The organism is Rummeliibacillus sp. G93 (genome assembly GCF_023515935.1).
In the GTDB taxonomy this organism is placed as follows: domain Bacteria; phylum Bacillota; class Bacilli; order Bacillales_A; family Planococcaceae; genus Rummeliibacillus; species Rummeliibacillus stabekisii.
Map to the genome: position 1 here is coordinate 1,358,296 of NZ_CP097314.1, position 13,763 is coordinate 1,372,058.

Consider the following 13,763-nt stretch of genomic DNA (forward strand, 5'->3'; position numbering starts at 1 on the left):
AAGGAGGATCCCGTATTCGATGCGCCAAAAAAATAAAAATCCCAAAAAGCGTTCTACTAATGTCAAGGCAAAGCAACGAGCTAGTCTTTCTTTTCGAATGAACGTACTCTTTTTCTCTATTTTTATTTTGTTCTCCATCCTTATTTTACGTTTAGGCTATATGCAAATTGTAAAAGGGGAGGATTATGTAAGAACACTAGAAAAAACAGAAGAAGTGACAGTCAATACTAGTGTGCCTCGCGGCAGGATTTATGACAGAGAAGGGCGCGTACTGGTTGATAATAAACCGAAAAATGCGATTACATATACAAAGCTTCAAACCACTACAAGTGACGAAATGCTAAAAACAGCTAAAAAACTCGCAACACTAATTAAGATGGATACAAGCAAAATCGCACTACGGGATAAACAAGATTTTTGGATTAAACTCCATAAAGAAGAAGCTTATGAAAAAGTTTCGAAACAAGAGCAAAAAGCAATCAATAAAGATGAAAAGCTAACAGGCTCTCAAAAACAAGCAAAAATTGATGATTTAGTGCGGGAGCGTATTACAAATGCAGAGCTAAAAAGCTTTTCAAAAAGTGACCTACAAGTTCTGGCAATTTATAGCAAAATGGTAGCGGGGTACAATCTTTCGCCTCAAATTATCAAAAGTGATGATGTATCAGATAAGGAATTTGCGATTGTCTCTGAGCATTTGAATGAACTGCCTAACGTAAACACCGCTACAGATTGGAAGCGTGTGAAAAATTCTGATTTAAGTATTCTGGGATCGACTACTACACCTTCTGAAGGGATTCCTAAAGACAAGTTAGAGTATTATCTAGCGCGTGATTACTCCCGGAATGACCGAGTAGGTAAAAGTTATATCGAGGGAGAATACGAAGAATTACTACAAGGGCAAAAAGCTGTTGTAAAGAACGAAACGAACGGAAAAGGCCAAGTGGTCGATACCAAAACGACTTTCCCTGGATCCCCTGGGAAAGACTTGATACTTACTGTGGATAGCCAGCTACAAGAAAAACTCGAAAAGTTAGTTGAAGAACAGTTGCTGAGTGCTAAAGCTCAAGGAGCATCCAGTTTATTGGATAGAGCATTTCTAGTAATGATGAACCCGAATACCGGAGAAGTTCTGTCGATGGTCGGTAAAAAGATTGATACTGATGAAAATGGCAAAACAAAAGTGAGCGATTATGCGATAGGTACTTTCACATCTGCTTATGAAGTAGGTTCAGTTGTAAAACCTGCTACGTTATTAACGGGATATTCTTTAAATGCTATTACTCCTGGCGAACATTTGCTAGACCAACCAATTAAGATTGGACAAACGACTAAATCTTCTATTTTTAACCGTGGAGGAGCGATTTTGATGAGTGACCTGCAAGCTCTTGAACGTTCTTCAAACGTATATATGTTTAAAACAGCAATGAAAATAGCAGGGGTAAATTATGTACCGGGAGCAGGGTTACCGGTAAAGGCTAGCGATTTTAGCAAGATTCGTAAATCTTTCGCTCAATTCGGCCTTGGTGTAGATACTGGAATTGATTTACCTGGGGAGTTTACAGGCTTTAAAGGTCAAGAAACAATTCCAGGGAAATTGTTGGACTTAGTTATTGGCCAATATGATACATTTACACCGCTTCAATTGGCACAGTATGTTTCTACAATTGCTAATGGTGGTAAGAGAATTCAACCACATCTGGCGAAAGAAATCCGTGAGCCTTCGGTTGACGGCAAAAAGTTAGGTCCTTTAGTTGAAGAATTCCAACCAAAAGTGCTAAATGTAATCCGTAATTCACCATATGAAATAGACCATGTCAAACAAGGGATGCATCTTGTGTATTTTGGCAGACAAGGCTCTGCAGCATCGGACTTTTCAGGCGTCGATTTTGATGCAGCAGGGAAAACTGGTACAGCCGAAGTTGTGTATTATGGTCCTAAAAGGGCTTCGTATGGCTCACAAACACTAACTGTAACGCATATTGGATTTGCTCCATATAAAAACCCTGAAATTGCCTATGCAGTTGTGGTGCCATGGATTACGACTTCAGATAGATACCCACATATAAATAACATTATTGCACGTAAAGCTGTCGAAACGTATTTCTCTTTGCAAAAAGACCATATGAAAAAACAAAAACAGTCGACCAAAGAAAAAATTACAAAACCGAAAAATACTGAGTCAGAAAATGAGTAAACAAAAAGCACAGCTTATAGCTGTGCTTTTTTTACATGCCATTTACATTATCTAAATATTCTATTACATTCCCTTTATACTAGCTTAACAATCTATCGATATAGTAGATAGTGTAAGTAATAACTATTTTCTACGGGAGGCAATACGGATGAAAAAAGCAAAAAACTTAGTGGCAGCAACTATGATTGGATCAGCTCTATTACTGGGAGCCTGCGGTCAAGGAGACGGAAAATCAAAGTCCTCAGAAGCCGAGCAAACAGCCAAAGCCGATGAAGTAGCAGAAAGCAATATTTCGGGTGATGGTTCTTCTACTGTAGCGCCTATTTTAGAAGGAATCGTAGAAGAATATTCAGCATCGCATCCGAAGACTCAAGTATCAGTCGGTGTGTCTGGAACAGGTGGAGGGTTTGAAAAGTTCATAAATGGAGAAACAGATTTTTCAAATGCTTCTCGACCAGTAAAAGATGAGGAAGCAGCTAAGTTAAAAGAAGCAGGAATCGACTATACAGAAATGAAGATTGCATATGATGGCATTTCGATAGTTGTGAATAAAGATAATGATTGGGTTGAAGATCTTACTGTAGATCAGTTAAAAGAAATCTGGACAGAAAACGGTAAAAATAAAAAATGGTCAGATATCAATCCAAAATGGCCAAAAGAAAAAATTTCATTCTACTCTCCTGGTACAGATTCTGGAACATATGACTACTTTGTAAATGATATTTTAGAAGGAAAAGATCTCGTTAAAAATGCAACATTATCAGAAGACGATAATGTTTTAGTCAAGGGTGTAGAATCCGATAAAAATGGAATTGGCTATTTTGGATTTGCCTATTATCTTGCGAATAAAGACCAATTGAAAGTGGTAAAAATCGGTGGTATTGAACCTACACACGAAACTATCAAATCCGGTACCTATACGCCACTATCCCGCCCATTGTTCGTGTATGTGAAAAATAAATCAGTTAAAGAAAATGCATCTATGTACAATTTTATGAAATACACAATAGAAAATGCAGGCGAAATGGCTGAGGCAGTAGGCTATGTAAAAACGCCAGATGAAGATTATAAAAAAGATTTAGAAGCATTGGAAAATCTAAAATAAGAGTTTAAAAAGGAGCGCTTGAATTGGCTACCAAAAAGCTAGAAGAGAAAACAGTACAGGAGTTGATTGAGCAGTCTCAGAATCAAAGCTCAAATTTGACTGAAAAATTAATGCCTAAGATTTTATTTATAGCGGCATTGGTATCTGTACTGACCACAATAGGCATCATATTGACGTTGGTAGTAGAAACAGGTGAATTTTTCACGAGGGTAAGTGTTTGGGAATATCTTTTTGGAAAGGAATGGTTTCCTTTCTCAAGCACTGATCCTACATACGGCATCTGGCCATTATTAATGGGCACTTTAAAGGTCACGGGAATCGCTATAATTGTAGCGGCTCCTCTAGGCCTTGCGATTGCCATCTATTTAAGCGAATATGCTAGCGACAAAATTCGACAGGTGATTAAACCGATATTAGAAATTTTAGCGGGTATTCCGACGATTGTTTATGGATTCTTTGCACTCACATTCGTCACTCCATTACTCCAACATATCGTACCATCGCTTAAAATATTTAATGCACTTAGTCCGGGAATTATGATTGGCATAATGATTTTACCTATGATTGCATCTCTTTCAGAAGATGCCATGTCTCAAGTTCCCAATTCACTAAGGGAAGGCGCCTTGGCATTAGGGTCTACAAGGCTTGAAGTTGCTTTAAAAGTTGTATTACCTGCAGCATTATCTGGCATACTTTCGTCAGTTGTACTTGCTGTATCTAGAGCTATTGGTGAAACGATGATCGTCTCGCTCGCTGGGGGATCAACACCTAAGTTCGATATGCAAGTTACAGATTCTATTCAAACGATGACGGCATATATCGTGCAGGTAGCAAGTGGCGATGCGGGTTACGGTACGACCATTTATTATTCAATCTATGCAATTGGATTTACGCTATTCTTCTTTACTTTCCTAATGAACATAGCGGCACAGTTTTTATCTAAGCGATTTAGGGAGGGATATTGATGAACCTCATCAACCAGAAAGAAATATTGCATAGAATCCAAAGCAGGGTAAACCTAAATCGATTTGTAAAAGGTATTTTTCTAGTAGCGACCTTACTTGTTTTAGCTGTTCTCGCGTTATTATTATTTCGTCTGATTAGCCAAGGAGCGGGACATTTATCACTTGATTTCCTGGGGAATTATTCCTCTCGTTTTGCTGCCAAAGCTGGTATCAAAGCTGCTTTGGTTGGTTCAATATTGTTAATGTTAGTGGTTGCTCCAGTGACTCTTATTATAGGCGTAGCTACTGCCATCTACTTAGAGGAATATGCACCAAAGACCAAACTGACAAATCTTATTGTAATTAATATTTCAAATTTAGCAGGAGTTCCTTCTATTATATTTGGACTTCTTGGCTTAACGGTTTTTGTACGGGGACTAATGCTAGGGAAAAGTGTTTTAGCAGCAGGATTAACGATGAGTTTACTCGTACTACCTGTTATTATCGTCTCTTCACAAGAAGCAATCAGAGGTGTACCAAGTGATCTAAGGGAAGCTTCCTATGGAATGGGAGCTGCCAAATGGAAAACAATTTTACATGTTGTGTTACCAGCAGCCATTCCTGGCATTGCAACAGGTTGCATCCTGGCTCTTTCAAGAGCAGTTGGTGAAACGGCACCACTTGTTATTTTAGGTATTCCTGTAATTGTGTATTTTTTGCCAACTGGTTTATTGAGTGAATTTACCGCGCTGCCTATGCAGATATTCGATTGGGCAAAAAGGCCTCAACCTGAATTTCAAACGGTAGCAGCAGCAGGAATTGTTGTACTAATGGTATTTTTACTTCTATTGAATTCACTAGCTGTCTATATCCGTTATAAATATCAAAAACGCTATTAAGGGTGGTAAGCAAATGTTACATGTCCAAGTTAGAGAACCAGAGAAGAGAAAAGTAGAAGGTTCCAAGATTATACAAATAGAAAAGCCGAGAGAAATCTTTCAAACCAACCATTTGAATGTTTGGTACGGAGAACAGCATGCTCTGAAAGACATTAATCTTTCCATTAAAGAAAAAGAAGTGACAGCCATCATCGGACCCTCAGGTTGCGGAAAATCAACTTATCTTAAAACTTTGAATCGAATGGTTGAATTAGCTTCGAATGTTCGTATTACAGGTGATATCCTTTATAAAGAGGAAAATATTCTACACAAAAAATATACTGTAGAACGCTTGAGAACGAAAGTAGGAATGGTATTTCAAAAACCAAATCCATTTCCTAAATCAATTTATGAAAATGTAGCGTACGGTCCAAGAATTCATGGAATAAAAAATAAAAAAATGCTAGACGAAATCGTTGAAAATAGTCTAAGAAAAGCTGCGCTTTGGGACGATGTTAAAGACCGCTTGCAACATCATGCATATGGTTTGTCAGGAGGACAGCAGCAAAGGCTTTGCATTGCAAGATGTCTTGCGATAGAACCTGATGTGATTCTGATGGATGAACCGACTTCTGCGCTTGATCCGATTTCTACTTTGAAAGTAGAGGAATTAATTCAGACATTAAAACAGAACTATTCTATTATTATTGTGACGCACAATATGCAGCAAGCAGCACGTATTTCAGATCAGACTGCTTTCTTCTTGCACGGTGAGATGATAGAGTGCAGCCAAACCAATAAGTTATTTTCATCTCCTGCTGATAGAAGAACCGGCGACTATATTTCTGGGAGATTCGGATAATGGCTTGCTTACAGAAAAATCGAAAACAAAAAGATGCGGAAGAAGGTCTGTGCTCTTATCCGCATCTTTTTTTATTTTTTTCGAGTTATGATATTTAATATTTCTTGATTGGACATATCTGAAGTTAGCTTATAGTCACCGATTTGAATATTTTTAGATGCATCTTTATCAGCCATGAACCGTTCAAATGCACGTTCATCTTTAATGATGCCGCCTCTTTTTATAGATTGGCTAACATCCTCGCTGTCCATTCCTCGATTGATAACTAATGTATAGGAATGAATTTTTTTTGCAGCAGAATCATTTTTCAGCTGATTGTAATCAGTTTGAATTTTTGCCAGTTGTTCTTTGGCTTCAGCAGCTTCTTTTTGTAGTGAGACCAGCTTATCTTTTTGTATTTTCACTATATTTCCTTTAGAAGAGCTAGCTGCAATCCGGTCGCTGCTGGGCTTTTCTGTGAATTCATCGTATAAAAACATGGCACTACCAGCGATGAAAAGTCCAAGGCCAAATGAACGAAGAGTTGATTTTCTCATAAACGTCCACCTCGTGAAGTGATCACTGCATGGACTTGTTCCTGTGTAAGAGAAGAACGCTGGCTAATTTCGGGCACTGTATAGCCTTGCTGATGTAATGCGAGTACTTGGCTAATGAGAATTTGATGGATATTATTTATGTTCGTTTTCTCACGGCGTGGGTGCGGATCCTGTTTTATAGTTTTAGTTTTTAGCAGAGGGGAATCCATCATTAACTCCTCTTCTACTGCTTTTATACGATGCTTTAATTGGTTAGTTTCTTGATAAAACTGAAGAGAAAGCTCTTCCACTTCGTTTTCTAATTTTTGGGGGTGGTTGCCGATAAAAAAAGATGCAATAAAAACAACTGTTCCTACAATTATGAAGAGTACAGGTAGATTCATTCGTTCACCTTCGACCTTTTTAAATTTGCTCAATTTATTGTAACATATGGACAAGTATTTAGAAATGACAGTAGATTTTTTTGCAATTTGTGATATAATAAGTTAGTCGTATAAATCATGCTCACAAAGTTTTATTCTTTATATAGAGTGGGAGGGATAACAATGCGCGTTAATATTACATTAGCTTGCACTGAATGTGGTGAACGTAACTACATCTCAAAGAAAAACAAACGTAACAATCCAGAACGTCTTGAATTAAAAAAATATTGTTCTCGTGATCACAAAATGACACTTCACCGTGAAACAAAATAATGCTCATTGCCAAAACCTCCAGTGGTTTTGGCATTTTCAATTTTAAAGGGGTGGCGAAATGGATAAAAAAGATCTTCGAAATGCAATGCAACTGCAATTGAAACAACTTGCTGCTGATACATATAAAGAAAAATCCGCCATTATACATAGCAAACTTTTGGATGAATCTGCAATTAAAGATGCGTCTGTTATCGGGATTACTTTATCTAATTTTCCCGAAGTTGATACTTGGCCACTTATTGAGGAGCTATGGGCTAGAGGTAGGTCAGTTGCAGTACCTAAATGTCATCCCAAGACAAGAGAGATGACATTTTATGAAATTACATCATTTGATCAAGTTGAAATAGGTTACAGCAGGATTTCAGAACCCATACCAAATCGCACAAAAGTAGTAAAAAAAGAAGAAATTCAATGCTTAATTGTGCCGGGGCTTGCATATGATAAAGATGGTTTTAGACTTGGCTTTGGCGGTGGTTATTATGACCGATACTTGTCGAATTATAGAGGTTCAACAATTTCTTTAGCATTTCAATTGCAGGTGGTTGAAAAAATCCCGCGAGATGATTATGATTTATCTATTGGAAAAATTATTACAGAACGTGAAATAATTCTCGTGGAGCAGAAATGAAAGGGGGCAATCAACCCTTGGAGACAGTATACGATGTTATGCAGCTTTTAAAACGTTTTGGAACTTTTGTTTATACAAAAAACCGTGTTGGCGATTTGCAGCTGATGGAAATAGATTTAGTAGAGCTCTATAAAGGTGGTTTAATCGAAGCGCAAGATTTTCAATCTGCACGCCATATTTTAAGGACTGAAACGAAAAAACTGGAAAGTAAAAGGTAAAGTTAATTTTCGTTTGTAATAAAAGTCCTTTTACAGTTGGGTATTAAATCCAATTTTTGTGAATAAAATTGAAACCTTTTCAGGGTTTAAATCGTTAATTAATGGGTAGTACACAGTATGGGAAATTATTCTGTAACAAAAATGTTGCGTTCCTGTAAAAAAAGGATTAGTATATATTTTGTTTCTTTCAGACTGTGAACAAAAGAATAAGAAAGAAAGTAGGAGGATAATAAGCATGAAACTCAAAAAGCTTCCTAAACATACGATATTAGTGATAGCCATTGTCACTACTTGGATCAAGACCTATATCACATATAAAACGAGCTTTGATATGAAGATTGAAAATGCTATGCAAGAATTAATATTGTTGATTAACCCGCTTGCATTTTTATTATTTATATATGGTATTTCATTGTTCTTCAAGACGGCAAAGGTACGGAATCGATATTTAATTACAATTAGCGCTATTTTATCCATTGTAGTATATGGTAATGTAGCATTCTATCGCTTCTTTAACGACTTTATTACATTGCCGGTTCTATTCCAAACAAATAACTTCGGAGATTTAGGCAATTCAGCAGCTTCTTCAATCTACTGGTATGATATTTTCTTCTTTACAGATGTTATTTTATTAATACTAGCAGTTAAATTGTTGCCAATTGCAAAAGAAGCAACAGTTGTAAGACCAAACTTGCGCAGAACTTACTTTGTTTTGTCTTTTGCGATGCTTTTCTTAAATTTAGGATTAGCAGAAACAGAAAGACCTCAACTACTAACACGTAGTTTTGACCGTGAACTATTAGTTAAAAACATGGGAACATATAACTATCACTTATATGATATTTTTGTGCAATCAAAATCACATGCTCAACGAGCTCTTGCAGATGGTAGTGAGTTAACAGAAGTAACAAATTACGTGAAATCAAATCAAGCTGATAATAATAAGAAAACATTTGGCGTAGCTAAAAAACGTAATGTGATTATTATTTCTCTTGAATCAACTCAAAACTTTGTTATCAATAAGAAAGTGAATGGCCAAGTCATTACACCTTTCCTTAACAAATTATCTAGAGACAAGGATACATTCTACTTCGATAACTTCTATCATCAAACTGGGCTTGGTAAAACATCTGATGCAGAATTTATTGTTGAAAACTCCTTATACGGTACTGGACGTGGCGCAGTCTTCTTTACAAATAGCGGCAATACGTTCAATTCGATGGCAGAACGATTAAATGGGAACGGTTATTATACATCTGTTCTGCATGCTAACAATAAAAGTTTCTGGAACCGTGATATGATGTATCAAGCTTTAAATATTAAACATTTTTATGATGTAGATTCATACAATGTTACAGATGACAATTCAGCTAACTGGGGCTTAAAAGATATTCCATTCATGGATCAATCAGTTAAGATTATGAAAACAATGCCACAACCGTTCTATACACGGATGCTTACATTGTCTAATCACTATCCATTCACTTCAGATGAAGAAGATCAAATGATTGAACCGTATACATCTAGTGACAATACAGTAAACCGTTATTTCCAAACTGTCCGCTATACGGATGAATCTATTAAAGAATTGTTTAAGCAATTGAAAGCATCAGGCCTATATGATAACTCAGTTATTGTCATGTATGGTGACCACTATGGTATTTCTGAAAACCATAATAAAGCGATGGCTCAGTATTTAGGAAAAGATTCAATTACACCGTTTGATTCTGCTCAGCTTCAAAAAGTGCCTTTCTTTATCCATATTCCTCATTCAGGAATTGGTAAACCAATGCACGAGGTAGCTGGTCAATTAGATATTCGTCCAACTGTTTTACACTTACTAGGTGTTGATACATCTAACGATTTACAATTGGGTGCAGATTTATTCTCTAAAGATCACAAAGACTTTGTGACATTCAGAGATGGCCGATTTGTAACAGACAAATTGTTATATGCAGGTGAAGTGTGCTATGACAAGAAAACTGGAGAAAAAACAGATGCAGAGAAATGTGATCCTTATATTGAGCAAGCAAACAAAAAACTAGAGTACTCTGATCAGATTATTAATGGCGATTTACTTCGTTTCTATGATTCAAAAACAGGGAAAGCTACTGTTAAGAAAGAAAAAGAATAGTGTGAAAAGCCGTACTGTCTAAAGATGACAGTGCGGCTTTTAAAATGGTTTTGTCAGCAGATGCAAAAAAAGGCTGTCCTTTAATAGGACAACCTTTTTTTGTTTGTTGATTAATGTAGGCTTGGCGGGAAACCTTGATGTAGGATCGTCATGAAAACGAACCAACCAAAAACAGCAAATGCTGCAAAGTTAAAGATGATGCCAAGAATAGCTTTTTCTTTAATGCTTTGGATTGTGCCAATAAGCCCAAAAATTGCTACTAGGCCAAAAATAACCATTAATAAGTTCAAGTTAGACACTCCTTTCGACATCAGAAAATGAATGTCGCAAACAATATTCCTTCTCTATTGTAAAGCTATTTTTAGTTTTTGTCGAGAACAAAAAGTGACGGATATTTGAACAAGCTTAAAAATTTCTAAAGATTAAGGCTTTGGTTCTCGCAAGAAATGATTTATCATGGATATAGAGGTGATTGAAATGTTAAATATACGAACTTTTCCGCTTGGCCCCATTCAGGCCAATTGCTATGTTGTAAGCAACAATAATAAAGAATGTTTGGTGATTGATCCAGGAGGAGACGGAGAAGCATTTGTTAGAAAGTTACGATCTTTAGGTCTTAAACCTAAAGCCATACTCTTAACACATGCCCATTTTGACCATATTGGGGGTGTAGAGGCTGTGAGACAAGCTTTCGAAATACCAGTATATTTGCATAAAGCAGAGGCTCATTGGTTACAGGACCCAGCATACAACGGTTCTGGTAGATATGCTGAAATTCCAGATGTAACGGTGAATGCTGCTGACCATTTGATTGATAAGGAGCAAACCGTAGAGCTTTTTGACTTTAAGATGGATATTTTTCATACGCCCGGACATTCGCCTGGCAGTATTTCTTTTTACTTCCCAGAAGATCGGTTTGCGATTGTAGGAGATACTTTATTTGAAGGTAGTATTGGTCGTACAGATTTAGAGGGAGGAAATCAAGAACTATTGCTTAAGTCTATCCATGATCATTTATTAAATTTGGATGAAGATACTATTATTTATCCTGGTCATGGTGAACCCACTCGAGTGGATATTGAAACTGAACAGAATCCTTTTTTAAATGGTTTTTAAGTTCTAACGAATTATATGAATGTTAAAGTTTACTAAGTACCATTCACCATATCTACAGTTTTTAAAAAGAAAAGAAGCAATATTTGGCTTAACAAAAGTTAAATATTGTTTCTTTTTTATATTTTAAAGGCTAGTCTGTAGCTCTTAAATGAAAGATACTTCTTATAATCGTTATTAAAAGGAAAAGACTAGTAGATTATAGAATTAATACAAATAGAGATATTAATAATTCATACGGAGGAGGTAAGCTTATGACTTTGACATTAAGTCAATCATCTAGTGAAGAATTAAATAGTATTGCGGAATTCATTGCAAGAATGAATTGTATTCCTGAAAACCACATCGGTTATTGCGGAAAAAATGCAGAGGAAATCATGAGTACATGGAAGAAAGATTTTACAGATGTGCCTGCAGAGAATGCATTTATATCAGCTTTAGATGAAAACAATATAATAGGAGTTTGCGGTTTTGATGCAGATAATGAAAGAAAAACTGTGGATATATGGGGACCTTTTATAAAGAGTAATGATGCATTAGAGACTTCAAGTATATTACTAGAAGCGCTACTGAAAAGAATTCCTGATCAAATAGATTCTGTTACACTTTTTCCTGACATTCGCAATAGACTAGTAATAGATACAGGGAAGTATTTGGGTTTTAAACCAGTTAGTAAACAAACAATCTTAACATGTACAAACCAAACTTTAAAGGCAAAAAAGACTCAGTCTGTTAGTAAGTTGCCAGCATCTCACAATGAAGCATTCATTAATCTGCATAATTCAACTTTTCCAAGTTCATATTTATCCGGTGAGGAGATATTGCAAGGATTAAATGATGAAGCGGCAGTTTTCGGAGTAATTGAAGAAGGCAATTTGATAGGTTATCTATATGCAGAAGCTAATCCTACATATTCTGAAGGTAGTATTGAATTTTTTGGTGTAGATGCCAATGCCCGCGGTAAGGGAATAGGTACAACTCTTTTAACAGGAGGGTTGCAATGGCTGTTTTCGTTTCCCTCTATCAAAGAAATCTCTCTTTGTGTTCGATCAGATAATGAACATGCGATCCACATGTATAAGAAAATTGGATTTCAAGTAGAACATAATCTGATCTTGTTAAAAAAAGATAAATAGTTTTAGAAAAACGAAAATTCATAGTTCAAGAAAAAAAGCTAATTGAGGTGAAACTATGCATATTTTAAAAGAGAGGGAGAAGTTTAAGCTAATCAAGCCAATAATGAAAGGATGGTCTACCGACAAAAAATACTTTGTTGAAAACGAGCTGAATCAAAAAATGTTGCTTCGGATTGCAGAAATTTCTCTATATGACGAGAAGATTAAGGAATTTGAAGCAATGAAACACCTCGCAGAATGTAAAGTTCCCGTGTCAAATCCAATTAAAATAGGAATATGCAACGATGGAAAAAGCGTATATTCCCTTTTTAATTGGTGCGAGGGAGAGGATGCCGAAATCGCGTTAAAAAGTATGACGGAAATAGAGCAATACAGACTTGGTAAGGATGCGGGACGAATATTGAAGGAGATTCATCGAATACCAGCGCCGGAAAGCCAAGAGGAGTGGAAAGCTCGATTTTCGCGTAAAGCTGATAGTAAGATAAAAATGTACCAAGACTGTGGTCTGAAAATAAAAGGTGGGGAAAAGATAATTTCCTATATCCAAAATAACAAACATCTTTTAGAAGGAAGGACTCAATGTTTTCAACACGGTGATTACCATGTAGGAAATATGATAATTTCATCTAAAGGAGAGCTAAGCATTATTGATTTTAATCGCAATGATTATGGTGATCCCTGGGAAGAGTTTAACCGAATTGTATGGAGTGCTACGATTAGTCCTCACTTTGCAACAGGACAGCTTAATGGCTATTTCAACGGAAGGCCGCCAATAGACTTTTTCAAACTCTTGGTTTTTTATATTTGTAGTAACATGCTTTCTTCCATTCCATGGGCTATCCCCTTCGGAGAAGACCAAGTAACTATTATGAAAAACCAAGCAAAAGATGTGCTCACTTGGTTCAACGGAATGGATGACCCTATTCCAACCTGGTATTTAGAAGATTATTATATATAAATAACTGAATAGTAAAAAAGTGTTTTTATAAAAAGCAAAAGAGCTATCAATATTAGTAAGATCTAATATCAATAGCTCTTTATTACATATCGTCTGTTTCTTATTCCATGCCAGGAACGTGAATGAATGTAGTCCAATAAGTAAATCCAGCAAAGAATACAGTTAAATATGCTCCGAAAATGTACATATACATGCGTTCTGTAAGGTTTAAGAAGCCTAATAGAAGGAAAAACCCTGTGTTAGCTACGAATAATAGCGAAACCTCTTTCATACCACCTAAATAAAACATAACTGCGAAAATACCTGTCCAGAAGCCAAGCACCTTATACATATTATCCATGTACGATTCCCTCCTTTTC

16 protein-coding genes are annotated in these 13,763 nt (G+C 36.2%); 12 read left to right on the forward strand and 4 right to left on the reverse strand.

The features are described 5' to 3' along the window. The first annotated feature begins 19 nt into the window (after positions 1-19). The 5 genes from M2M59_RS06790 to pstB all read left to right on the forward strand — a co-directional run bounded on the left by M2M59_RS06790 (position 20) and on the right by pstB (position 5,986). Complete coding sequence (locus M2M59_RS06790; RefSeq protein ID WP_249775829.1) at positions 20-2,197, forward strand: peptidoglycan D,D-transpeptidase FtsI family protein; 2,178 nt, start codon at positions 20-22, stop codon at positions 2,195-2,197. 148 nt (positions 2,198-2,345) lie between these two features. Further along, positions 2,346-3,302, forward strand: coding sequence for a PstS family phosphate ABC transporter substrate-binding protein (locus M2M59_RS06795; protein WP_147193668.1), 957 nt, complete (start codon positions 2,346-2,348; stop codon positions 3,300-3,302). 23 nt (positions 3,303-3,325) lie between these two features. Continuing rightward, the gene (gene pstC / locus M2M59_RS06800) at positions 3,326-4,267 is read left to right on the forward strand and encodes a phosphate ABC transporter permease subunit PstC (protein ID WP_249775830.1); all 942 of its coding nucleotides are present in this window, start codon (positions 3,326-3,328) and stop codon (positions 4,265-4,267) included. Continuing rightward, positions 4,267-5,145 carry a phosphate ABC transporter permease PstA gene (gene pstA / locus M2M59_RS06805; RefSeq protein WP_147193664.1) on the forward strand — a complete coding sequence of 293 codons (879 nt, stop codon included), beginning with the start codon at positions 4,267-4,269 and terminating at the stop codon, positions 5,143-5,145. The genes pstC and pstA overlap by 1 nt, the downstream gene beginning before the upstream one ends. Before the next feature lie 13 nt (positions 5,146-5,158). Then, positions 5,159-5,986, forward strand: a complete 828-nt coding sequence (pstB, locus tag M2M59_RS06810) for a phosphate ABC transporter ATP-binding protein PstB (protein ID WP_249775831.1) — start codon at positions 5,159-5,161, stop codon at positions 5,984-5,986. 71 nt (positions 5,987-6,057) lie between these two features. Here the strand turns inward: pstB and M2M59_RS06815 are convergent, their stop codons facing one another. After that, on the reverse strand, positions 6,058-6,522 hold the full coding sequence (locus tag M2M59_RS06815; RefSeq protein ID WP_249775832.1) for an endolytic transglycosylase MltG: 465 nt from the start codon (positions 6,520-6,522) through the stop codon (positions 6,058-6,060). Beyond that, positions 6,519-6,905 (reverse strand): hypothetical protein, encoded by a 387-nt coding sequence (locus tag M2M59_RS06820; protein ID WP_249775833.1) that lies wholly within the window; start codon positions 6,903-6,905, stop codon positions 6,519-6,521. The genes M2M59_RS06815 and M2M59_RS06820 overlap by 4 nt, the downstream gene beginning before the upstream one ends. 162 nt (positions 6,906-7,067) lie before the next feature. On the opposite strand from M2M59_RS06820, the gene rpmG reads away from it, so the two are divergent. The 4 genes from rpmG to M2M59_RS06840 all read left to right on the forward strand — a co-directional run bounded on the left by rpmG (position 7,068) and on the right by M2M59_RS06840 (position 10,197). Next, positions 7,068-7,217: a 50S ribosomal protein L33 gene (gene rpmG, locus M2M59_RS06825; RefSeq protein ID WP_066786565.1), complete on the forward strand. Its 150-nt coding sequence runs from the start codon at positions 7,068-7,070 to the stop codon at positions 7,215-7,217. A 58-nt stretch (positions 7,218-7,275) separates the two neighbouring features. After that, positions 7,276-7,845, forward strand: a complete 570-nt coding sequence (locus M2M59_RS06830; RefSeq protein WP_147193657.1) for a 5-formyltetrahydrofolate cyclo-ligase — start codon at positions 7,276-7,278, stop codon at positions 7,843-7,845. A 17-nt stretch (positions 7,846-7,862) separates the two neighbouring features. Continuing rightward, positions 7,863-8,063 carry a YqgQ family protein gene (locus tag M2M59_RS06835; RefSeq protein WP_249775834.1) on the forward strand — a complete coding sequence of 67 codons (201 nt, stop codon included), beginning with the start codon at positions 7,863-7,865 and terminating at the stop codon, positions 8,061-8,063. A 235-nt stretch (positions 8,064-8,298) separates the two neighbouring features. Then, on the forward strand, positions 8,299-10,197 hold the full coding sequence (locus tag M2M59_RS06840; protein WP_249775835.1) for an LTA synthase family protein: 1,899 nt from the start codon (positions 8,299-8,301) through the stop codon (positions 10,195-10,197). Positions 10,198-10,307: 110 nt separating this feature from the next. On the opposite strand, the gene M2M59_RS06845 is transcribed toward M2M59_RS06840, so the two are convergent. Beyond that, positions 10,308-10,487, reverse strand: a complete 180-nt coding sequence (locus M2M59_RS06845) for a DUF2759 domain-containing protein (RefSeq protein WP_066786576.1) — start codon at positions 10,485-10,487, stop codon at positions 10,308-10,310. A gap of 187 nt (positions 10,488-10,674) precedes the next feature. Between M2M59_RS06845 and M2M59_RS06850 the strand changes: the two genes are divergently transcribed. From M2M59_RS06850 to M2M59_RS06860, 3 genes are all read left to right on the forward strand, one after another. Then, positions 10,675-11,313, forward strand: a complete 639-nt coding sequence (locus M2M59_RS06850; protein WP_249775836.1) for an MBL fold metallo-hydrolase — start codon at positions 10,675-10,677, stop codon at positions 11,311-11,313. A gap of 251 nt (positions 11,314-11,564) precedes the next feature. Beyond that, entirely contained in the window at positions 11,565-12,446 is an 882-nt protein-coding gene (locus tag M2M59_RS06855) for a GNAT family N-acetyltransferase (protein ID WP_249775837.1), read from the forward strand. A gap of 55 nt (positions 12,447-12,501) precedes the next feature. Next, a complete protein-coding gene (locus M2M59_RS06860) occupies positions 12,502-13,404 on the forward strand; it encodes an aminoglycoside phosphotransferase family protein (RefSeq protein WP_249775838.1) in 903 nt (300 codons plus the stop codon). Positions 13,405-13,504: 100 nt separating this feature from the next. On the opposite strand, the gene M2M59_RS06865 is transcribed toward M2M59_RS06860, so the two are convergent. Continuing rightward, the gene (locus M2M59_RS06865) at positions 13,505-13,744 is read right to left on the reverse strand and encodes a DUF2626 family protein (RefSeq protein WP_066786585.1); all 240 of its coding nucleotides are present in this window, start codon (positions 13,742-13,744) and stop codon (positions 13,505-13,507) included. Between the last annotated feature and the right edge of the window lie 19 nt (positions 13,745-13,763).